At 38.6% G+C, this 22258-nt stretch carries 20 protein-coding genes, 1 tRNA gene and 1 pseudogene; 12 read left to right on the forward strand and 10 right to left on the reverse strand.

The annotated features are described in order from the left end of the window. Positions 1 to 12 precede the first annotated feature (12 nt). Positions 13 to 337 (forward strand): annotated as a pseudogene (locus tag KJA58_RS04305) (hypothetical protein); the annotation flags it as partial. 134 nt (positions 338 to 471) lie between these two features. Further along, complete coding sequence (nqrA, locus tag KJA58_RS04310; protein ID WP_213358201.1) at positions 472 to 1872, forward strand: NADH:ubiquinone reductase (Na(+)-transporting) subunit A; 1401 nt, start codon at positions 472 to 474, stop codon at positions 1870 to 1872. Positions 1873 to 1897: 25 nt separating this feature from the next. Here the strand turns inward: nqrA and hemB are convergent, their stop codons facing one another. Then, positions 1898 to 2908, reverse strand: a complete 1011-nt coding sequence (gene hemB / locus KJA58_RS04315; protein WP_213358202.1) for a porphobilinogen synthase — start codon at positions 2906 to 2908, stop codon at positions 1898 to 1900. 295 nt (positions 2909 to 3203) lie between these two features. Between hemB and KJA58_RS04320 the strand changes: the two genes are divergently transcribed. From KJA58_RS04320 to KJA58_RS04330, 3 genes are all read left to right on the forward strand, one after another. After that, a complete protein-coding gene (locus KJA58_RS04320) occupies positions 3204 to 4826 on the forward strand; it encodes an FAD-dependent thymidylate synthase (protein ID WP_213358203.1) in 1623 nt (540 codons plus the stop codon). 111 nt (positions 4827 to 4937) lie between these two features. Beyond that, a complete protein-coding gene (locus tag KJA58_RS04325) occupies positions 4938 to 5192 on the forward strand; it encodes a hypothetical protein (protein ID WP_213358204.1) in 255 nt (84 codons plus the stop codon). A 6-nt stretch (positions 5193 to 5198) separates the two neighbouring features. Next, positions 5199 to 5272, forward strand: a tRNA-Pro gene (locus KJA58_RS04330). Here KJA58_RS04330 and KJA58_RS04335 read toward each other — a convergent pair. Beyond that, positions 5254 to 6048, reverse strand: a complete 795-nt coding sequence (locus tag KJA58_RS04335; RefSeq protein ID WP_213358205.1) for a coenzyme F420-0:L-glutamate ligase — start codon at positions 6046 to 6048, stop codon at positions 5254 to 5256. The two genes, KJA58_RS04330 and KJA58_RS04335, sit on opposite strands and share 19 nt — an antisense overlap. A 268-nt stretch (positions 6049 to 6316) precedes the next feature. Beyond that, positions 6317 to 8008 (reverse strand): RNA polymerase sigma factor, encoded by a 1692-nt coding sequence (locus KJA58_RS04340; RefSeq protein WP_213358206.1) that lies wholly within the window; start codon positions 8006 to 8008, stop codon positions 6317 to 6319. Between the two features lie 305 nt (positions 8009 to 8313). Between KJA58_RS04340 and rpsT the strand changes: the two genes are divergently transcribed. Continuing rightward, positions 8314 to 8598 (forward strand): 30S ribosomal protein S20, encoded by a 285-nt coding sequence (gene rpsT / locus KJA58_RS04345; RefSeq protein WP_213358207.1) that lies wholly within the window; start codon positions 8314 to 8316, stop codon positions 8596 to 8598. Positions 8599 to 8630: 32 nt separating this feature from the next. Next, a complete protein-coding gene (locus KJA58_RS04350) occupies positions 8631 to 9515 on the forward strand; it encodes a hypothetical protein (RefSeq protein WP_213358208.1) in 885 nt (294 codons plus the stop codon). A 56-nt stretch (positions 9516 to 9571) separates the two neighbouring features. Here KJA58_RS04350 and KJA58_RS04355 read toward each other — a convergent pair whose 3' ends face one another. Both KJA58_RS04355 and KJA58_RS04360 read right to left on the reverse strand, forming a co-directional pair. After that, positions 9572 to 11092: an AAA family ATPase gene (locus tag KJA58_RS04355; RefSeq protein WP_213358209.1), complete on the reverse strand. Its 1521-nt coding sequence runs from the start codon at positions 11090 to 11092 to the stop codon at positions 9572 to 9574. Next, positions 11073 to 12947 carry a DUF1347 family protein gene (locus KJA58_RS04360; protein ID WP_213358210.1) on the reverse strand — a complete coding sequence of 625 codons (1875 nt, stop codon included), beginning with the start codon at positions 12945 to 12947 and terminating at the stop codon, positions 11073 to 11075. Before KJA58_RS04360 ends, KJA58_RS04355 begins: the two co-directional genes overlap by 20 nt. Positions 12948 to 13126: 179 nt before the next feature. On the opposite strand from KJA58_RS04360, the gene KJA58_RS04365 reads away from it, so the two are divergent. The 3 genes from KJA58_RS04365 (at position 13127) to KJA58_RS04375 (ending at position 15454) form a co-directional block, all read left to right on the forward strand. After that, positions 13127 to 13828 carry a winged helix family transcriptional regulator gene (locus tag KJA58_RS04365; protein ID WP_213358211.1) on the forward strand — a complete coding sequence of 234 codons (702 nt, stop codon included), beginning with the start codon at positions 13127 to 13129 and terminating at the stop codon, positions 13826 to 13828. An 88-nt stretch (positions 13829 to 13916) separates the two neighbouring features. Next, positions 13917 to 14552, forward strand: a complete 636-nt coding sequence (locus tag KJA58_RS04370; RefSeq protein ID WP_213358212.1) for an LbetaH domain-containing protein — start codon at positions 13917 to 13919, stop codon at positions 14550 to 14552. Positions 14553 to 14560: 8 nt separating this feature from the next. After that, positions 14561 to 15454, forward strand: coding sequence for a polyprenyl synthetase family protein (locus KJA58_RS04375; RefSeq protein ID WP_246485725.1), 894 nt, complete (start codon positions 14561 to 14563; stop codon positions 15452 to 15454). Positions 15455 to 15523: 69 nt separating this feature from the next. Here the strand turns inward: KJA58_RS04375 and recA are convergent, their stop codons facing one another. The 5 genes from recA to KJA58_RS04400 form a co-directional block, all read right to left on the reverse strand. Continuing rightward, the gene (gene recA / locus KJA58_RS04380) at positions 15524 to 16636 is read right to left on the reverse strand and encodes a recombinase RecA (protein ID WP_246485726.1); all 1113 of its coding nucleotides are present in this window, start codon (positions 16634 to 16636) and stop codon (positions 15524 to 15526) included. A 299-nt stretch (positions 16637 to 16935) separates the two neighbouring features. Then, entirely contained in the window at positions 16936 to 17484 is a 549-nt protein-coding gene (locus KJA58_RS04385) for a 5-formyltetrahydrofolate cyclo-ligase (protein ID WP_213358213.1), read from the reverse strand. 31 nt (positions 17485 to 17515) lie between these two features. Beyond that, positions 17516 to 18826, reverse strand: a complete 1311-nt coding sequence (locus KJA58_RS04390; RefSeq protein WP_246485727.1) for a toxin-antitoxin system YwqK family antitoxin — start codon at positions 18824 to 18826, stop codon at positions 17516 to 17518. Continuing rightward, positions 18816 to 19439: a hypothetical protein gene (locus KJA58_RS04395; RefSeq protein ID WP_213358214.1), complete on the reverse strand. Its 624-nt coding sequence runs from the start codon at positions 19437 to 19439 to the stop codon at positions 18816 to 18818. Before KJA58_RS04395 ends, KJA58_RS04390 begins: the two co-directional genes overlap by 11 nt. Beyond that, positions 19436 to 20875, reverse strand: coding sequence for a hypothetical protein (locus KJA58_RS04400; protein WP_213358215.1), 1440 nt, complete (start codon positions 20873 to 20875; stop codon positions 19436 to 19438). Before KJA58_RS04400 ends, KJA58_RS04395 begins: the two co-directional genes overlap by 4 nt. 105 nt (positions 20876 to 20980) lie before the next feature. Between KJA58_RS04400 and KJA58_RS04405 the strand changes: the two genes are divergently transcribed. Together KJA58_RS04405 and dusB are read left to right on the forward strand one after the other, a co-directional pair. Continuing rightward, the gene (locus KJA58_RS04405; protein WP_213358216.1) at positions 20981 to 21277 is read left to right on the forward strand and encodes a YggT family protein; all 297 of its coding nucleotides are present in this window, start codon (positions 20981 to 20983) and stop codon (positions 21275 to 21277) included. Further along, positions 21256 to 22248, forward strand: coding sequence for a tRNA dihydrouridine synthase DusB (gene dusB / locus KJA58_RS04410; protein ID WP_213358217.1), 993 nt, complete (start codon positions 21256 to 21258; stop codon positions 22246 to 22248). The genes KJA58_RS04405 and dusB overlap by 22 nt, the downstream gene beginning before the upstream one ends. Positions 22249 to 22258: the final 10 nt, after the last annotated feature.

A 22258-nucleotide genomic window follows, 5' to 3' on the forward strand; every position in this document is an offset into this window, starting at 1 on the left:
GTTTTTATTATTATGAACAACAAATCCACACAACAAATATTAGATTCTATTAGACAAATACTACAAATATATAAAATAGATATAGATACCTCTTTTGAAAATGCTCTTTCTTCAGGAAATGAAGCGGACTACCAATACCTTATCGAAAAAACCCAAGAAAAAATCGAAGAACTCGATAAAAAAAGCAAAGAAATCTTAAAACAAACTGGAATGACCGAACAAGAGATGGAAGTGTTCGCTAGAAATCCAGACAACTTTTCTCCAGAAGAATGGCTTGCTCTAGAAAAAGTTAGAGCCTCTTGCGAAGCATACAAGCGAGAAACTGAAGCCATCATAGATGATATCTCGAAAGGTATCGGCTTTAACGCACCCTCTTCTAAAACACCTCAAAAGCCAACTTCTAAAAGTGGAGAGAAAAAAAATAAGAAAAAAAACTGGATTCCCTTATAGATTCTCTTATAATTCTCTTTCATGAGAATTTGTGTGAAAAAAGGCTTAGATCTGACTCTTGGTGGGTCTCCAAACCCATCCAAGAGGAAAGGGATGTTCCAATCGCAGCTTGTCGCCGTAGATTTGGAATCTTACTTTCCTGTCCCCTTGCGCCTCCTTGTTAAAGAAGGCCAAGAGATAAATAGAGGTGCTCCTGTTGCTGAATATAAGCATTTCACAAAAGTGAAAATCGTTTCGGTACATAGCGGTTCCGTCGTCAAAATTGTCCGAGGAGAGAAACGGCGCCCAAGATTCGTCGTGATTTCTGTGTCTCAAGAAACTAACAAAATCCTTGGGAAGCCTCCTGTCTCATTGACAAGCATAAGCAAAGAATCCCTAAAAGACCTTTTTGAAGAAAAAGGTTTGTTTGCTCTTCTCAGACAGAGACCTTTTGATATTCCAGCTCTTCCTATAACACAGCCTAGAGACATCTTTATCAACCTAGCTGACAACAGGCCCTTCTTCCCCCCGTTAAAAAAACAGTTAGAAGTTTTCTCTTCTATGGAAGAAGGATTAAAAGCCTTTTCTATAGCCATAGACGCTCTACATAAGATATTTGATGTAAAACCAAAAATAATACAAAGAGAACGTTTTACTTTACCCATAACAGATTTTCCAAACGCAGACTTTTTTGAAGTCTCAGGTCCTTATCCTTCTGGATCCCCGTCCATACACATTCAAGAGATATCTCCTATAAAAAGTGAAAAAGATTCTGTTCTGACTCTGGGATTTTATGAAGCTTTGTTCATAGGTAACTACCTTCTAAACGGCTCACTATTAGATTCTCGGGTTATATCTTTAGCTGGATCCTCTCTCAAAGAGCATTTAAGATCTTATATCAAAGTATCTAATGGATTTGATATATCCCAGCTGCTAACAAAGGATAACATAGAAGAGCCTTGTTCCATAATCTCTGGAGACCCTTTGAGCGGCAGATTGTGTAAAGATAAAAATGATCATTTTTTAGGCCTCTATCATCATGCAGTATCTGTACTACCTACACCCACACAAAGAGAGAGTTTTAGTTTCCTTCGCTTGGGAATGAAGAAATTTACCCTAACTAAGACGTACCTATATAGTTTCTTTAGACAGGGTAGACCTACGCCAGACACAAACCTTCATGGTGAAACAAGGCCTTTCATAGACTGCGATGTTTATGATAAAGTCATGCCCATGAAAATACCTGTAGTTCCCTTCATAAAAGCTCTTCTGACAAATAACTATGATTTGGCTACACAATTAGGTTTATTTAAGGTTAGTGCAGAGGATTTTTCTTTACCAACCTTAATAGATCCATCTAAAAATGAGATGGTTAAAATTGTTAGAGACAAATTAAATGAATACGTTATTGCTAATGGCATTCTCTGCAGTGATTCAGATTGACGTTCTCCAAAGAACAAAAAGTTCTCTACCATTCTAAAGGATTTTCTCCTAGCTTTATAAGCGTGGCGACGTCCTTAGAAGCGTACGAAACAATCATAGAAGCTCCTGCTCTTTTGATACAAATCATGGACTCATAGAAAGCCTTATTTTTGTCCAAAAACCCCTTCTGAGAAGCTATACTCAACATGGAATATTCTCCGCTAACTTGATAAGCAGCCAAAGGCAAAAGTGTTTTTTCTCTGACAGATTTAAGGATATCTAAATAATAACCAGCAGGTTTTATCATGAGTATATCAGCCCCTTCTTCTTCATCTAAAACGCATTCTAAAATAGCTTCTAAAGCATTTTTGGGATTCATTTGATACCCCATTTTACCTCCATAAGCTGGATGTGAACTCAAAGCATCCCTAAAGGGAGAATAAAAAGAAGAAGCATACTTAGCGCTATAAGACATTATTAAAACAGAAGTTAGTCCCGCTTGATCTAGCTTTGATCGTATATATCGAACTCTTCCATCCATCATATCGCTAGGAGCAACAATATCTGCTCCAGCCTCAGCCAACATGATAGCTTTCTGACCTAAGATGCAAACGGTCTCGTCATTTAAAACTTCACCAGAAACTGGATCTAAAATACCATCATGACCACTATCCGTATAAGGATCTAAAGCCAAATCGCCTATAACACAAATCTCTGGAAAAGTTTTTTTTATGCTTCTAATGCTTTTGTAAAGAAAGTTTCGGTGGTTTAAAGCATAGGTTCCGAAAGAATCTTTATTGGAGGAGTCTATTACAGGAAAGAGCATAATAGACTGAATACCAACTTCTAAAATATTTTCTAATTCAAATAAAAGAAGGTCTTCACTCCACCTGTATATGCTAGGCATGCTGGGGATAGATTCCTTTTTATTTGTTCCTTCGATTAAAAAAAAAGGAGCAATTAGATCTGAAGATGTTAAAGATGTTTCTTGGTTAAGGGCTCTTATAGCTAAAGATCTTCTGTTTCTTCGAGGTCTTTTCAGGATATTCAGAGACATTTCATCCTCCTATCAACAATTTCCACAACAGCATAATAGATATAGAAATACTATTAATAAAATTCTCTTATTCTTTAGGGGGTGTGGAAGTTGTTTAAAACAGTAAATTCTCGAGAGAAAATTTGTGGAAAACTTGTTTAAAACTTTGTTTAAATTGTGAAGATTTTGTTTAAAACTTTTAATCTCCAACAAAAAGATCGGAATATTCAACCACAGATAAACAAAAAATCCCCAAAAATTCGCTTTGATTTTTCCTTATAGATGTGGCAGGCTCTTGTTTTTTTGGGGTTTTGTTATGTCAGACAACAGCGAAGTTTTTTCAGATAAGCAAAAAAAAATTCTTTCCCAGTATGTTTCTAATTTGGAAGGTAATGTTTTTGTTTTGAAAAATCTTCCTGAGGTTATCAAGGGGGCCCTTTTCTCAAAGTATTCTCGATCTATTCTGGGAGTCAGAGCGGTTCTTCTTAAGGAGTTTTTAGAATCGGAGGAATCTGGTTTTATTGCTGAAGATGGGGTTCTTGCTGATAATGAAGAAGGGGTTCGTAGGGCTAGCGCTTTTTATGAAAGAGTTCTCGATGGGTTTGGAGATGACTCTATCGGAGAACTAGGAGGCGCCCATTTAGCCATAGAAAGAGTCTCTATGCTAGCGGCTAAGATTTTAGAAGATTCTCGTATAGGCGGGTCCCCTTTAGAAAAATCCACTAGATACGTCTATTTTGATCAAAAGGTCAATGGGGAGTATTCATACTTTAGAGATCCTATTTTGATGACCTCAGCCTTTAAAACAGCATTCCTGTCCACTTGCGATAATTTATTCAAGACTTATTCAGATCTTGTTCCAGAAGTCACCACTTTATTTGAAAAAATGTATCCAAGAGATCCGGAGGTCTCTAAATCTTCTTACAACGTTTCCATTAGGGCTAGAGTATTGGATTGTTTGAGAGGATTATTGCCTACGGCAACATTGACTAACGTGGGTTTCTTTGGAAATGGAAGATTTTGGCAAAATTTGATTCAGAGATTGCAATTGCATAATTTATCTGAAATCAAAGGAATAGGAAGCAATGTCTTGACAGAACTTAAATCTGTAATTCCTTCCTTCGTTAGTAGAGCAGAATGTCATCATAGACACCATAAGGGGTTAGCTAGATTTCAAGAAAGCATGGTTGAGAGAATTCTTGGAATTTCAAAGAAAATGAAAGCTCCTTTGGAACCTTTAGAGTCTGGAGTAAAGCTTGTTTACGGAGATCCGGAAGGTATTTACAAGGTGTGTGCAGGGATTCTATTTCCACACACTAACGTTTCTTTTTCTAGCTTAATAGATCAATGTAAAAAAATGCCTAAAGAGGAACTTAATAGCATTATAGAAGCTGTGACGTACCCCAGAGAGAATCGCAGACACAAATCTCCTAGGGGATTAGAATGTGCCGAGTTTGCTTTTGATATTGTCGCAGACTTTGGAGGTTATAGAGACTTGCAAAGACATAGAATGTTAACGCAAGAAAGACAATTATTAACTGCTTGTTTGGGCTATGATTTCCCAAAAGAATTACTAGATACTCCCATGGAGAAACCTTTTAGACAAGCTGTAGAGCAAGCCGGAGAAGTGTACAGGGCTATAGCAGAAGAATTTCCAGAGGAGGCCCAATACGTTGTCCCTATGGCATACCATATTCGATGGATGTTCCATATTAATGCTAGAGCCTTGCAGTGGCTTTGTGAGCTTAGATCCCAACCTCAAGGTCATATCAATTATAGAAGCTTAAGTGTAGCAATGGCTAGAGCTGTTTGCGATTTTGATTCAAGATATGAGCCCTTCTTTAAATTCGTAAATTATGATGATGTTGGCTTAGGTAGACTCGAGCAAGAGATTCGAAAAGAAGCAAAAGTTAATAGTTTTTCTTCTGAGGCTGAATAGCTTTTTTCTGAAAGTTTTCTTGTTTTATTTTTAACAGAATTCTTTCTTGAAAGGAACTTATAAAAACTGATAGTCTTTGTCCTCTGATTCTTTTTCCACGTTTTTGTATTTATGAAGAAATTCTTAGAAAACAATCTTGTCAGGTTTAAAAATATTTCAAAAAATAAACACGGCATGTTTGTTAACTTCAAGGTTAAGGGAGAACGAGGCGGAGCTTCTTTCACAGCCTCTATTACGGTAGATATATCTGCCGCGGAAGTAGATACGGGGGACTCTTTAGAGAAAATTATAGAGAGTTGTGCTAAGATTGGAGTTTCTGAGTTTCAACGTTGTGAATTTCAGTTTGAAGGCATTACCTGCCTATAATATTGCCTGGGTGTAGCGCAGCCTGGTAGCGCACTTGCATGGGGTGCAAGGGGGCGGAGGTTCAAATCCTCTCACCCAGATTTTTTTGTTGATTCGCTGTTATCCCGGCACTTCTTCTTCTACTCTTCCACTCGACGGAAGCCAGTATTGGCGCATAAATATCTTCTTGTTCACTTATAAAAAAGGCCTTTCTCTCTTCATCAGAAGGGGGAGAATTCAAAAATTTTATTTTTGGAGCTTCTGTTATAACTGCTAGAGGTGTTTGCTCGTTACCTTCTCCCATACAAAAGACTGCACTTACGGCTAAAGCATCTATAATATTCATTTCTGTAGTTTCTAAAGCCCTTCCATAGCAGTCTGGCTTACCAATGTAGCTGTAAATGGGGTCAAAACCACACCAAGAAAGAGCTAGACCCAAGACTCCTTTTCTCATAAGGGTTGTATGACTGTCTGTGAGGATAACTCCTAAATAATTAATCTTGTCTCTATGCTTAAGAAAAGACCAAATTTGAATCGCTGAAGAAAAAACATCTTCTGGATATAAGACGTATCCATTCAAAGAATTTGATTCATCTATTCCTGCGGAGGGTATAAGAATATTGTTTTTCTTTGTTAAAATAGGAGATGATGCGCAGGAAGGAAGCGGATCTAAGTACATATCTGCATGATTTCTAATTAATTCTTCTTTTGAAGGCACCTTGTTTTTGTCGACTACGCATCCTTCGCAGATACTCACAATTTTTGAAGAAATAGCGACGATGGAGCCTTCCTCTAGAGGGGGAAGGTAGGCGTCTAAGACTTGCTCTAAATCATCTGAAGTGGACACAGCATGGGTTTTATAGGCTCTAACAAACATAGAAATATCCTAGAAGAGTTTTTAAGTTTCTTGAAGAAAGAAGACGGCAGTAAAAATGCTTTAGTTTAGAGAAAACAAGCAAAGAGCTGCTCAAAATGGAACTATTTTTTATTGTGTTTTTTAAACAAGTTCGAGTTTGGGGACAAATCAAAAGAAAGCCTACGAAAAGACTGGTTAGAAAAACATCGATACTATTTTTTGTTAGATTAAGCTTCAAGGGTAAAAACCCTCAGAACACTTTTATCTGTTGCTGAGAGTTTTTAAAAAATCACTTAGATTTATTTGTCATGGGTTTTTCTTCTTCAAGAAGATCTAAGAAGGCTCTCAGTTGTTTAGATCTTATAGGATGACGCATCTTTCTTAATGCTTTAGCCTCGATTTGTCGGATACGCTCCCTAGTGACATTAAAGGCTGAACCCACTTCTTCTAGTGTTTTAGGTTTTCCGTCTAAGAGACCGAATCGGTGAATTAGAACAAATCGTTCTCTCTCTGTTAAAGTTTTTAGAACTTCTTTCATTTTATCTTTCAACATTGAGTAACCGGTGGCTTCTGCCGGGGATTCTACGCCCGTATCCTCGAGAAAATCCCCAAAAGAGCTCTCGCCACCTTCTCCGACTTCTGCCTGCAGAGATATGGGGTGTTGCGCTATTTTGTAAATTTCTCGCACGCGATCAGGTGTTAAGCCTAGTTCTTCAGCCAACTCTTCTGGAGTAGGTTCTTTTCCTGTTTCCATCATTAGTTTTTTTGCTCCACGAAGAACTTTGTTGATGGTCTCGATCATGTGAACGGGAATACGTATAGTCCTGGCCTGATCTGCTATGGCTCGAGTTACTGCTTGACGAATCCACCATGTGGCATAGGTGGAGAACTTGTAACCTCTACGATATTCAAACTTTTCAACAGCTTTCATTAGTCCCATATTTCCTTCTTGAATGAGGTCTAAGAAGGAAAGGCCTCTATTAGTGTATTTTTTTGCAATGGAAATAACTAGACGTAGATTGGATTCAACCATTTCCTTTTTTGCTTCCTGGCTTTTATCCATCCATCTCTGCAACATTCGAACATCTTTTTTAAATTCTTCTAAAGTTCTCCCCGCAGCAACTTCTCTGTTTCTTAATTTTCTCCGAGCAGCAGAAAGCTTCGCAGCAGCAAACTTATTTCGCTCTGCCCTTACCTTTAGATCATTTATTTCCTCTTCTAGACTTAGGAAAGAATCATATGCTTTAAAGACGACTTCACCAAAATCCTCTGTTACGTTATGCCTACAATGGAAACATCGTAAGTAAGCTTGCGTTCTAATACGACATTTTTCTAAGGCATCATTTAATTTAGCTGTTTCTGCCTTAGATTGTTGAGGTTCTCTCAGCTGTAGTAAGAGGTTTTCTAATATAGAGTCTTCTTCTTTTAGTAGAGAGATCAACTTGGGTAGTAGCTCCAAAAATCGAGCCTTATCCTCAACCTCTTTCTCAGAAATAATTTTATCGAAACGTTCTTTCCCACTTATCAGGTAGTTTGCTATCGAGATGGCCTCTTTTGTAGAATAGCGGAATCTCAAGATGATGCGTTCGATTTGTATTTGGGCTTTTTCTATTCTCTTAGAAATCTCAACTTCTTCTTCTCTGGTAAGCAAGGGAACAGTACCCATTTCCTTCAGGTACATTCTTACAGGATCATCCGGCGTTCCTTCCGAACGTCTGGCAAGACCTTCTAACTCTTTTGCTTCTTTTTTTCTTTCTTTCTGACGTTCTACATCGGCTTGATTAAGGACCTGAATATCCATCCCTGTGAGAAAGATCAAAACTTGATCTATCTGTTCCGGAGTATCAAAACTCATTGGCAGGATGTCGTTTATTTCTTCATAAGTAATAAAACCTTGATCCTTGGCTAGAGCAACTAATTCTTCGAGCTTTTTTTGAGGTTCTTCTTCTAGGGAGACGTCCGTATCAGTTTTTGTGTTCATGTTTGAAGTTGTGCCTCTTTGGGAATCTATAAAGCGTTATCTATAGTTTGGAACATAGTTTATCTCAACAAACATAGGAAAGCTAGGTATTTTTGAGTAGGCGAGACGGAGTGGGTGTAAATAAATTTTTTGTTCCAAACAAAACACGTCATTTCTAATAAAAGCCGGTTTTTTTCAAAAGTTAGGGTTTGTGTTGTAGGTGTTTCATAGAATTTGTTTCTCAATTATTTCTACATGTTTTACAATAGGCGCCCTTAAAGACCCTCACGTGGGTCGGTTTTTTCAATTTTTTTGACTGGAGTCTTATGGTCACCAAAAAAAACGCGAAGAATGCGAAGGTTAAACGTTCTAGTGCAGAGAAGAGGGTGATAACCTCTAAGAAGCGAAGCTTGATCAACCAAAGTTTTAAATCGAAAGTTAAAACTGTTGCCAAAAAGTTCGATGCTTCTTTGAAGACAAAAGATTCTGCTCTTATTTCTGACAGTTTAAACAAGCTATACAGCCTTATTGACAAAGGGGTGAAAAGAAAAATTTTCAAGCTTGGCAAAGGAGCCAGAATGAAGTCTAGAGCAATGGCTAAGATTGCTTAAGTTTTTAACCCTCAAAAATTAGGTGGTGTGTTGTGAGTGCTCTACCCTCTTTAAGTTCTATTTTTCGTCTCGGGACTCGACCTTTAGGCGGTTTCGATAATTTTTTAGCAGGTCTTGGCGGCAAAGCTAAGGTTTTAGGCGATTCTGCCGGCCTGTTGGGCGATCTTTGTAGTGCAGCTTCGCATTCGAGTGCGTTAGCAAAGCATATACTGTCAAAAGATGTTTCTCAGCGTCCCGGTCCTGGAGGGAAGGTCCCTTCTCCTTTAGGTGATAGGGAGCAAGTTTTTGCAAAGGTAGATTCCCTTCTTTCTAGTACGGCTCTATTGTCCGAGGGAGTAGAGGCTGTTGGTCTCTGGGGAAGATTCCTTACAGGACATTTGTTCTGGGAGACATCCTCTAACGGTAATTTTAGGTATGTTTCAAAGACTGCTTACGACGGAAGTGTTAGCACAGAAAGAAGCCGAAGGTCTTTCTTGAGTATAGCAGGAAAGACTGCTGCATTAGTTGGAAGGACCGCTGGCTTTGCTTCCGGACTACATGAAAAGAGTTTGATAAATCTCGGAGCGCATGCTCGAACTTTAGGTTATTCTGCCGGAGTAGCGTTCTTTGGTTCAGCGGTACAATACTCTGCTAGTTTATTGGAGGCTTCTTTAGACATCAAACACGCTAAGGATTACTATCAGGATCTTTCTGCTAAGGAAGGTTTCGACGGGGATGTTGCTAAAAACACTCAAAGAAGTGTCAGATGCTATCTGAGGGAGAAAGTTATTTGCCTCATAAGTAATATCTTGAATTTGATAGCTTTGCCTCTCAGCGTTGGTTTGATTTCTGGATTTGGCTTCGTCGGAACGACGGTGTCTATCGTAATTTGCCTTTTGGCTTCTATTCTCAATATTTTCCGAGATCTGACAGAATAGAGCCCTACGCTTTTGCGGCAGGAGCCAAAAACCTGCCGCGGCCCTTCTCTTTGTCCTTATTTCTGAAATAAAAGTTCCCAGCTCGTGGGGTCTGCCCATATCTCTACGGTGGATTTTGCTCTTGTTATGCCGGTATATATAAGGGATAGATCAAATTTTTCGCTTCCTTTAGGTATTAGTAAAAGAACCTGTTCAAATTCGCTGCCTTGACTTTTATGAATGGACAAAGCGTAGTTAAATGAGTATCTCGGAATAGATTTTATGTGAATAGGAGCCCTGTAAGAAAAAAATACTTTTTTGGAAACAGGATCTAACATTCCAACATCTCCGTTATACAGATCTAGCGAAGGGAAGCTATCCATAATCATAATAGGCACAGGTATAGAGGGATTGGCTAGTTTAATTTTTCTCGCTACTAAGGTGTTGAGATTCAAAGAGCCCCAAACGCCTTGTCTTAGAGGGGTTAGAACACAAAAAGAGCTGTCATTATTAAATAGAGCTTTGTTTGAAAGTTTTTCCAAAAAGAGATTGGAAATAATGTCTACAGCTTGCTCTAGGTTTGGAAGAGGTTGCGAAGGAATAAAAGTTTTTTTTAAAACAGAAGAGGACAGCTGTTGTATAAAAGAATTCTTGGTTCTTTTAATTTCTGTTAAATAAAAGGTGTTTTTTTTATATCTAGTAATCCATTCTTTCAAAGGTCTCCCAGACCCAATACCTATTGGTGGCAGCTGATTAGGATCTCCTAAGATAATGAGAGAAGAACAAAATTTTTGATTTGCGAAGTTACTATAGCCTTTAATGCCTTTTAAGAGGCTTAAAAGCATGCCAGTTGTTACCATAGATCCTTCATCAATAAGAATAAAATCTGGATGAGGGATGAGATCCTTTTTTATTTCATGAATCAATTTATGGATGGTTTTTACGGAAATTTTTTGGAATAAAGTTTGAGAAAGATTTTGTTTTAGTAGAGAGGCTGCTTTTCCCGTGGGGGTTCCAACGACTATATTTTTTACCAGATCTGTTGCTGCTAGAGTTTGTAGGATATGAGTCGCCAAAAAACTTTTTCCAGTCCCTGGGCCGCCACAAATAAATGTTAGACAAGAAGAAATAGATGTTTCAAGGATGGTTCTTTGCTCTTGGGTTAAAAGCTTAGTAGATGAATTTAATGGAATAGGGGATAGCATGGGCTTAGCATTTGCTAGGACGTCTAGTTTCTCGTAAAGCTGATGCTGTTCTTCAAAAGTTGGTTTAAAAAATAAAACATTCTCTTTTTGAATGAAGAGAACGTTCTTGATAGCTGTTGGAAAGGAACAAAAATATTGATAAAACTCTGTGGGGCAAAGATCTTTTGATGAGGGAGAGAGGGTTTTATTATCGGTATCTATGGTAAGGAAAGCGTGCCCCTCTCTGAGGACAGACGAAAGGGCGCATAAAAACAGGAGGTCCTGCTTCTTAGCATTAGGTTCTGCATGTCTTAGAGCAAAAGATATGTCTAAAGGGATGAAGGCTTTTCTATCTAATAAAAAAGAAATATCGAAATTTTTATATTTTTTCGTTTCAGTTAGAAATAAGTTCATTGCTGCTTTTTTGATTCAGACTTTTTTTGTAACCTAGAAGCAAATCGTGAGTCAAATGATTTTGGCATATTGTTAGCGCTTTAAGAACTTTAGTATCGTTGATTTTTTCTTTTGGAGGAAGGTGATTAAAGCATTCTAAAGCTTGTTGATACTCTTTTTGCTTGGTTAAACAAAGGCCTAAAAGGCGATAAAAGTGAGTGCTAGGAGAGACTCTTATTAGCCAGCGACAGTACAAAGCAGATTTTGCGTAAAGTCCGTGAGAGAACAAATACTCCGCGTCAGCGAAGAAATTAATAAGTTTTTCTTCAGAAAGGCTAGAACGAAAAGGAAGGTGTCCTTTCAAAACGAAATCCTCTAATTTCAAAAGCCTTTCTATTTCGTGGGAAGACTCTGCTTGCGCATAAGCTTTTTTTACAAATAACAATACTGCGCTTTCGCATTTTATATCATAGTGAGTAAATTTCAGAAGCTCACTAAGAAGTGTTAGAGCTTTTTCGTCATTATTTTGGTTCCAAAGGGTTTTTGCTAAAGACACAAGAGTGTTTACAAGTGCCTGATGGTCAATGTTGTGAGGTTGTATTTCTTCCCACAGGGACAAATAATTCTTTAGTTTAGTGTTTTGAGAATCATTCTCTAGAATTAATTGTTGAAGAGCTTCTTCTGAAAGAACTAGTTTACTACTCAAAGAAAGGTTCCCATCTAACTTATGAATGAGGGAAAGAGTTTTTTTTGCTTGTAGGATGGCTGAATTCTGAATGTTAAGAGATAGGTTGTTGGTAAGGTTGGAAATGAGTTCTGCTTTGCAGCTAGCGAAGGGTTCTGACTGCGAGAGGAGGGAAAGAAACACGCAAAGGTTAGAGATGTTTTCTTCTTCAAAGCTTTGTTCTATAAGAGAAACCAACAAATGAGAATCCGCTGATAAAGAATTTTGTTTCCAGACCTCTAAGAGTTTTATAAGTATGGTTAGTTTTTCCGGAGGGAAAGAAGGTAGATCTCCTAGAAGAAGGTTTAAAAGGAGTTCGGTCGGAATAAAAGTACTAAAGATAGGTTTTTGAAGAGAATTAAGTTTAGACAAATAGAAAAGGACGGTTTCATAATAATTTATTCTATTGCTTTTTGCTTTTGTGGCTTCGAGTAAGTAGCTTCGAGCCATTAAAAGCATGAGAGCGTCGTACTTTTCTGTACTCCACAAAGAATCGTTTTTTACAGTTTCTTGGATTTTTTTATTTAAGATGAGCCTTCCTATGGAATGAGAGTGCGTTTCTATATAACAACGAGCTTTTAAATAATCTTTGATATCATCGACTAGTTTTTCTGAGAGGATCTGTTCCTCTAGAAGTTCTTTTTGTTTGGGTTTGGCTTGCTCCCAAAGGAGGATTTGTTCTAGGGCTTCTTGGTAGAGAGTCTTTTGGGAAAGGACAAAGGCTGTAAAAAGGGGCTTAAAGCTTGATTGAGGGAAGTCTCTAGTAAAAATGTTTACTAGTTTTTCTAGGTCGCAAGTTTGATTGAGACAGAAAGTGTTTATAATTCTTCTTGCTAAAACTTCCTTTTGAAGAGAAAGAGCTGAAGGGAGCTTTTGTTTAGAAAATTCTTGATGAACTCGAGAGAAGCATTGCTCTGCTTCCTTATATTTTTGTTCATTTTGCAAGGTTACGCCTTGCATATAGGTAAACGAGAGAGTCTTAGAATCTGTCAACGGAGAGGCTGTATTTTGGTGTGTGCCTTTAGTAATAGATTCAGAATAGAACTTTTTTTTGTTAGGATAGAGTGTGAGAAGAAAGAACAGGCCGTTACCAGCAAAGAAGCAGGAAAAGATAAATATCAAGAGGGAGTAAAGGGTTTTAGGCGGCTTCATATCACACAGAGAGAGTTTTTTTAGAGGTTTTCTAATTGGTTGAGACGTAATAGTATAATTGTTTTTTGGTTAATGCAAATTGAATTTTTTAGTTTTCTAAAAACAAAAGGATATCACGCTTCTTTAAAAAATATTCTTATTATATTAACTTTCGATCATTCAATTGAGGTGAGACATATATGGCCTCTACGAAGACTGTTTTATTAGTATCAGAAAATTTACAGCTGCGTTCTCAATTAACGACTCTTTTTGAAGGAGTAGAGGGATATGAGTTTTTATCTACAGATTCCTTTCCTTCTAATCTCGTTGAAGGGGAACTAGTTTTGTGCGAGCAAGCGCTTCTTCCTTTGTCCTTTTTTTCTGAAGGAATAAAGTCTAAAACGAAATTCTACCTATGGGTCCTATTTCGTTCTTTTGATGAGGAGAAGATTATCCGAATAATGCATGCTGGAGCTAGCGACTATTTAGTTAGTCCTTACACAGCGTCTATTATAAAAACCAAAGTAGAGGCCTTTTTTTTAAGTATGCAGAAGATCTCTGGTGTGATACCGGAAGAGCTGTTCTTTGGAAACGCCTCTTTCGATGTCTTGCATCATACGGTGAGCTTCCCTGAGCAGAAACCTGTTTCTCTTACGCCTTCAGAATCTGGAATTTTGAAGCAATTATTAGTAAATAGGGGAGAGCTCTGTTTGCGAACAGACTTGCTTCAAGAAGTGAAAGGAAATTTAGATACGATCATTCCAAGAAATGTTGATGTACACATAGCTTCTTTGAGAAAAAAGTTGGGGAATTATGGTTCTTGGATTGTGACGATCAGAGGAATCGGGTATAAGTTTGTTGATGGAGAATCGACAACTTTTCTTGAGGATTCTCAGCTATAGATTTTTCTTTGGGGTGTTATAATTCTTTTACTTGTAAATCTATTAATAGAGGCAGATACTCTCTTTTTTTCTTTTTACTGCTAGCTTTATGTTCTTTTTGACAAAAAATGTTTTTCCAAAAAGGGACTTTCCCTTCTCTAATTTATTTGATGAAGCTGAAAATGTCTGGGATATTTTAGATAATTACAAAAGGCTGGCTCTTTCGTATCAGTTCAAAGGAATTCTAGGGACTGTAGAGCCTGGGGCTTTCTTTAAGAATGAAGATAAAATAGAGATAGAAGAGGGAGCTTATATAGAATCAGGAGCATACATCGTTGGCCCCTGTTTTCTTGGAGCAGGAACTGTTGTTAGACAAGGCGCGTATTTGAGAGGAGACGTATTTGTTGGAAGATCCTGTGTCATAGGGCATTGTACGGAGCTAAAAAACGTTTGCTTTGGCAGAGAAGTTAAAGCTGCTCATTTTGCGTATGTAGGAGATTCTGTATTAGCTTCTCGAGTGAATTTGGGTGCAGGAGTGAGGTGTGCAAACTTTCGTTTGGACGGAGGCGATGTTGTTTTGCGCGATGGGAAGACAAAAATTTCGACAGAGAAACGAAAGCTTGGAGCTTTTATAGGGGAAGCGGTTTCTGTCGGGTGCAATGTGGTTATTAATCCAGGAACTATCATAGCAGATAATGTGCAGATTTTACCTGGAGAAATAGTGTCAGGAACAATTAAAAGGTAGGACGTTTTATGAATGCTTCTGTAATGAACGAAATATTGTCCTCGTATTCATCAGATATAGAGAAGATAATGAGAGATTCAATACAGGATTTTGGACTAGAAGATTCTGGGTTGAGAAGTCCTATAGAATATGCATTGTTTTCTGGGGGGAAAAGGATACGCCCGTTAATCGTGTTGATGGTAGCAAAAAACCTTGGTAAGGGATATGACGTTTCGGACGCCGCTGTTGCTATAGAGTTTGTTCATACATCAACTTTAATAGCAGACGACCTTCCTTGTATGGATGACGATATTGAGCGAAGGAATCGGCCAACTGTACATATAGCATTTTCCGAGAGCAAGGCTTTGTTGGCTTCGTATGCATTAATTTCTGCTGCTTATGAGAGAATTCGTTTGAATGCGCACAAGCTGCGTGTTGTAGAAGATTTCGAGCGTGCAAACTTGGCATACGATAAAGTGCTGGAAAATGTCACCTATAACACTGGTGCTCACGGTGTTATAGGCGGACAATATGAAGATATGTTTTCTTCTGACCTTAGTGAAGACACTGTTCTTAGTATTTTGCATAAAAAGACCGGGGCTTTATTTGAGTTATCTTTTGTTATGGGATGGCTCTTTGGCGGCGGAAGTTTATCTGGAGTTGATCTGATTAAAGACTTGTCATATCAGTTTGGTTTGCTTTTTCAAATAGGGGATGATTTGTTAGATTTTGCTCAAGATAGCGCTAAAGATGAAGCGTGTTTAAATTACGCTATTCTCTTTGGGAAGGAGCGAGCAAAGAGCCGAATAGATACTAGTGTGAAGCAAATAAAAGCTTTGCTAGGAGAGCTTCGTGAGCGGCATGCTTTTCAAATTGAAGAGTTTGAGGCTTTAGTGGAGTTTCTTTCTTCTAGGCTGTATTGATCTAATATTTGTAAAGGAGAGGGAGGAGGGAAGCTGTTGTTTCTCTCCTCCGTTTTGAAAAGATTATTCTTACACTAAAGATTCCACGGGTTCGTGTTCTTTGTTTGAGATAATAGCAGCTGTTGAAGGAGATGTTTTATTAGGACTCTCTGCATTATCTGCATTAGAAGGAGTGTTCTCCGAGGAGCGTTTTTCTATAGCTACTAAGATTTTCTTCTCTAACTCGCTAAACAGGGAGGAGTTTTTCTTCAGTTCTTCTCTGACAGCCTCTCTCCCTTGCCCGAGTTTTCGTTCTTGGTAATTAAACCAGGAACCTTTTTTTTCAATGATGTTGTATTCAACAGCTAAATCTAAGATACAACCCGCAGAGGAGATTCCTTCATTGAAAAGTATATCAAATTCAGCTGAACGGAAAGGAGGTGCTAGTTTGTTTTTAGCAACCTTCACTTTGATTTTGTTTCCAATGTCAGAGTTATCGCTTCCTTTGATAGATCCTGTTCGGCGAATATCTAACCTAATAGAGGAGTAAAACTTTAACGCTCGGCCACCTGTAGTAGTCTCTGGATTTCCGAAACTGACTCCAATTTTTTCTCTGATTTGGTTAATAAAAACAGCACAGGTATTAGTACGAGCAAGCGTAGCTGTGAGTTTTCTTAAAGCTTGAGACATCATGCGAGCTTGTAATCCGACATGAATATCGCCGATATCGCCTTCTAACTCACTTTTAGGAACTAAAGCAGCAACAGAGTCGACAACGATAACATCTACAGCGCCAGAGCGAGCAAGAAGTTCTGCGATGCTTAAAGCATCTTCTCCACAGTCTGGCTGAGAGATCATTAACTCATCAATATTCACTCCTATCAAGGAAGCATAATTGGGATCCAAAGCATGTTCGGCATCGATGTAGGCAGCAACACCGCCATTTTTCTGAGCATTAGCCACGATGTGCGTTGCCAGAGTAGTCTTTCCAGAAGATTCAGGACCAAAAATTTCAATAATCCTACCTTTAGGTACTCCTCGGATTCCCAAGGCTAAATCTAAGGAGAGAGCACCTGTTTTTATTACGGAAATCTCGTTAATAGAAGAGTGTTTGCCTAAGCTCATAATTGAGCCAGAGCCGTATTGTTTTTCAATATAGGCAATAGCTGCTTCCAGAGCCTTCTTTCGATCTGGTAAGTTCATCCTGCTTGTCTCCTTGAAATGTTGTAGTTTCGTTTGTCTGATTTATTTTTCTGAGCTTTTAGCAAAGTCCTCTTTGAGAGACTATACATGATCATAGCGTGAATTCTGGAAAACAATTCATAATCCTTTCTAGAAGCTTAACAAAAGCTTGTGAAGAAGAGTGGGGGATTTATGATTTTCACAACTTCATTATTGGGAAAGAAGGGTTTTTCGTGAAATAGCAAAAAATCATTTTTATTTAGAAGAGTTTCTCTGTGGAGAAAGCAAGAGGGAGTTTTATGTTCGGTTGGCAATGGTCATTAGAAACAAAAAACCTCTTTGACAGGAACATCGTGAGCTTCTTTTGGAAGCTCCTGTTGGTACAGCTGTTCTTGAAAGCATATTCCCCATGAAACGATATTGGGGTGTTGCGAAAGAAATTTGTCGTAACAGCCTAATCCATAGCCTAATCTTGTTCCAAAAGAATCGAAGACTATCCCAGGAATGAGAGCGTGAGTAATTATGGTTCCAGAAAAAACGGGCTTGGAGGGGATTTTCTCTAGAGAAGAAATAGATGAGAGAGCTTTTTTTTCTGAAATTTTAACGACTAGCAAGTTGTGGTTTTCTGTATGTTTTGGGAAAAATAATTGTGCCCGCTCAAGCAAAAAGTTGTTCGCAAGGGAAGTGTCTATTTCTGAGCCTATGGAAGAAAAAGACAAAACTTTAGCTTCTTTAGGAATAGAGGAGACGAAAGCTAGAAGATTTTTAGAAGCTTGTTGTCTTCTGTTTTTAGATAACTCTTTCCGAATTTGTAAAAATTGTTTTCTTATAAGAGCTTTTGCCTCTGGAGCGCCGTTTCGGATACACATATTATTAGAGTAGAGAGTTTAGAGAAGGCCTTTATTGTTGCAGGGAGGGTTTCCCATCTTGGTACCAGATTTTTTTTAATTCGCTTCCTGAAGGAGAAAAAAATACTGCGGTGCCATAACCTTTTTCTACTTTCGAGCAAGGAGTTTTGTCTTCTGGACGGAAGTATTCTCCTTTAATTAAGAGGTCCTTGTCATACTCTTCAGTAGCCATGACTTTCCCATTTGGATAACGAAAAGTACACAATCCTGATTTTTTATTATTTACCAGTTCTTTGCTGCTTTCCAAAGAACCGTTTTGGTACCATGTTTTTACTGGTCCTTGTAAAACATTTTGATGCCAAGTCATTAATAGTTTGGGTGTCTTTGTGTTGGGGTAATAAATTATCTCTTCCCCCTCTTTCATATCGTTGATCAAGTTATAAGACCGAGTTAGTTGGGAGGTTTTGGGGTCTAAAATTTCCACTCGCCCTTGACAAACACCTTCGTGGTATTCTCTGACTTCTATAGGGGTTGTTTTTCCATAGAGGGTGCGAAGACCGTGACCTTCTGTGACAGAGGACAGGAGTTCTCCTTCGTCGTTGTAGTAGACTCCAGAAAGTAGTTTATCATTTTTAAACTCTTCTTGAGACAAAATTTTCTGAGAGTTTGAATCTGTGTAACGAATGAACACGCCCTCTTTTTTTCCGTTAACAAAGGAAGAGGTTTTGATGAGTGTTCCTGAGGGAGAAAAGATAGAGAACTCTCCTTCCGCTAATCCTTTATGATAGGAGCATTTTTTCCATACTGCGCCGTTGTCATGAAAATATGTGGACTCGCCTTCCAAAAAGCCTTTTTCATAAAGGATAGAGGCAATAAGAGAACCTTCATCGTTGTATGCTAGTGTGGAGCCATGGAACAACCATCCAGATTCTGCTGATGGGTGGAGGTCTGCTATGCCGCCAATGACTGTTGCTTTGATTTTTATTTTTCCATTAGAAAACCACTCTCGATAACGCCCATTGGCTCTATTATTTACGCACTCCAAGTATTGTTTTAATTGGCCATTTTCGTGGTAAGAGGTTAAACAAGAGACTAATTCGCCTTGTTTATTCCTATACATACGAGAAACTTGCTTGTAGGGCTGGGGTTGTAAGAAGTCTACTTTTGCATACTTTTTTAAGCGTTCTTTAGAACTAATTGTCTCGGACAACCCGTTGCGGTCGATAATATTGATGCTTACTAAAACGAGGTTTTCATAAGTTTTGGAAGATGTTGTAGAGTTTTTCTTGCTGGCGGCAAGCAGAGGTGCTGGTAAGGCAAAGCTAGAAATTATAAGAACCAAGGAAAGGGTTTTAGTGAACATCAGAAACCTCTCGTTTTATTATAGTTGCTTGCACCAACCAAACTTCATTTCCTAAAGGAGTTTTCTTTTTTTGCATTTCCCATTTTTTTAAAAAAGAGGGCTCTAAGGCTGCGTTGTTAATGGAGGCATCTAGTTTGAGAAGTAGATTTTCGACATCTTTTTCGTTGCATTGGATGGGGGATCTAAAAGAAATTTCAGTTGAAGAAGCATTTTCTTGTCGTTTTTGGAGGAATAGCACCCGATTTTGAGTGGTTAAAAATTGGTAATATTCAACTTCTTCTGGAGATGCAAAACGAGATTCATTATTGATGAAGGCCTTGAGTGATGCGCGCTCTTTTTCAAGAAAATTAGTTTCCTCAGAAACCCTTTGACAAAACACCTCTGTAGGCTCAGGGACGGCAGTGGAAACAAAACGAGCATTGTTTTTTTGAACCAAAATGCGCTTGTCGGAAGCTGTTTTAAGCTGCAAAACTTCTTCATTAACCTGAGCCCAGCGGGTCATGTCTCTTTTATGTTTAAGAAAAAAAAGCCCAGAAGGAAGGCTTGTCAGAGCAATCATTGTCAGGGGAAACATTTTCCGCCAAAAGCTAGGAAAGAACTTTATGTTACTCATGAAAAGCGCCCCTTGTTGATTTCTGGTGTAAAGGAAAGTTCAAAGGTCTCTCCCGATTCTTTCCATGCTAGATTGGAAGCCGAAAATGGTAGGGAAGGGGAGCGAAGAAGAGCTTTTAACTTTTGAAGAGCTTCCTTAGACCCAGAACCTTTCACCTGAACAGTTGAGGAGTAGGGGATGTGAGGAGTTTCTTCTGTGGGGAAGCTGTTCAAATCGTAAGAAAGGTGAGAAATTTTTATCGATGATCCGGAGGGCGTTTTAGCAAAATCGGAGAAGAAAGCTAAAACATGTTGTATACCAGGACCATTTGGTACATATGGATAGTCTTTGCATTGTTGTTGTTGTGTTTCTTTCCATTTTTTTATTTGATTTAGGGCTTCTTTAGAGGTTCGAGGAAGGATAAAATTTTCACCTAGGGAAAAGAGATTTTCTTGGATTTCTTTTCGTACAGACATTTTTTTGTAGGAAGCTGTAAGGCTGACAAGAATCAAAGAAGACAGAGCCAGCTTTGCCAGGGGGGAAGCGATTTTTCGTAATAAAAATTTACTTCTTTGTTTGGAGAGAAGCAGGGCTTCTTTGAATTGAATTTTTTGCGAAGAAAATCCGTGGTAAGCAGCGGCTATTGCGCTTCCGTATAATTTCCAAGAATCTGGTTGTAGCCCCTCAATACGTGTTAAAGGGACAACGTTTAGCACCAAACGTTGGGTTTGAGATTGAATAAGTTGAAGCAAGGTTTCGCTGCCTTCGGTCGAGTTATCGTTATCCATATCCCAGAGTTTTATCGTGAGTTCTTCTTCTTTTGGATAAGAATTCAACATGTGATTTAGGGTAGTAAGGCACTCATTGGCGTTTTCTTGCAAAGATCTTTTTTCAAAGCTTCTGGTAGCCAAAGGGTGTCGTCCTTTAAGAAGGGTGCAGGATATTTCTCCGTCTAGAGAGACTACAAGAAAGGATAGCCGTTCTTCTTCGGGTTCGAGCAGGTGGATGAATGCTTCTGGCTCACAGGAGATATCATCCGCGCGCAAAGAAATTTTTTTTAAGCGATCAAAATAGGAGGCAATTCGCTCTTTAGTGGTGATCCAAGAAGAAACTAGCGTTTGATCGGTTTTTTTTTGAAAGACCGTTGTTTCCGTGAAGATAGAGTCTGGAGGAAAGGGGAGAGTGTGTTCTAAAGAATTTTCCGCTAGTTGTTTTGCTTGTTTTTTGTTTTTGAGGGAAGAAAAGGTCGTGCGTAGGAGAAGCCCAGGACCTTTCAGAGAGAGGACTACAGGACAAGAGTAGAATTTCCCAGGCAAATAGATACGGGCACCGTCAGCAAAAAGTGCGGACCAAACAAGGACGTGACCTTTACAGGTTTTCCGTAAAACTGCTATTTTGGTTGTCATGTCTTCGCAAAAGACGATGCCAACTCGGTAATTGAGAAACCCAAAATGCATTTTATTTCATCATAAAAAACAAAAGAAGACATTTTAAAGAATAGAAAAGGTTTTTTCAAGAGAAACGCTTGTTAGTCTTTTATTTTAAACAAAGAGAGTTTCTAGATGATATCCTACTTTGTAAGAACATTTGTTAATGTCTACAGTTTTTTAATTTTAATTTACATTTTTGCTTCTTGGTTTCCTGAATGGCAGAGAACCAGGTGGTACACCGTGATATTTCGTTTGGTTTCGCCCTATCTTAAGATTTTTAAAAGATTTATTCCTACTATAGGATTCATAGATATTAGCCCTATGGTAGCCTTGGTATGTTTAGAAGTTCTTCCTATAGTGATTCTTAAGATCGTGTACTTTTTTGTGGAAAAATTTTTTCAGGCTCCGTGGATACTACAATACATTTAAAAAATCTCTTGCTGGATTCTCCGGTCGTTTACGCCCCTTTGGCGGGTTTTTCAGATTATCCATACCGTAGAATGGGAGTGCCATACGGTCCGGCCCTGATGTTTTGCGAAATGACAAAAGTAGAAGGCATTTTATGGTCCCCTAATCGTTCTTTAAAATTGCTTGAGTTTTCAGAGGATATGAGGCCCATAGGAGGGCAGATTTGTGGGAGCAATCCTTTGTTTGCAGCAGAAGCTGCTCGAGTTGTGGAGGGCTTGGGGTTTGATCTTATAGATCTAAACTGTGGGTGTCCTACGGATAAAATCACTAAGGATGGTAGCGGATCAGGAATGCTTAAAGACCCTATAGGGCTGGGTAAAGTTGTAGAAGCTATAGTTTATTCGACATCTCTCCCCGTGACGGTCAAAATCCGTTCTGGTTGGGACTATGAAAATATAAATGTTGAAGAAGTCGTTCGTATAATTCGAGAATCTGGAGCTGATGCTGTTTTTGTCCACGGCAGAACTCGTTCTCAGGGCTATGTGGGGCCTGCTAATAGGGATTTTATTAAAAGAGCCAAGGCTGTAGCGGGATCGATGAAAGTTTTTGGAAATGGGGATATTTTTTCTCCCGAGTCGGCGAAGGATATGTTAGAAACTACAGGGTGCGACGGTGTTTTAGTTGCTAGAGGGACTATGGGCGCTCCTTGGATTGCTCAGCAAATAAAGGAGTACTTGGCAACAGGTTCTTATCATACACCAACATTTGCAGAGAGAAAAGAAGCCTTTCTTTTGCATTTACAATACGTGGAGGAATATTATTCCAGCGAAGCCAAGCTTCTCACAGAGACAAGAAAATTATGCGGGCATTATCTTGTTTCTTCTGCCAACGTTCGTTTTTTACGCTCAGCTTTAGGGAAAGCAAAAACTAGAGAGGAGATATACTCAGCCGTGGAACGTTACTGTGAAGAGCATTGCAAGGATGAACGGTAGCGTTTATAGA

The sequence above is a fragment of the Chlamydiifrater phoenicopteri genome (assembly GCF_902807005.1).
GTDB classification, from domain to species: Bacteria; Chlamydiota; Chlamydiia; order Chlamydiales; family Chlamydiaceae; genus Chlamydiifrater; species Chlamydiifrater phoenicopteri.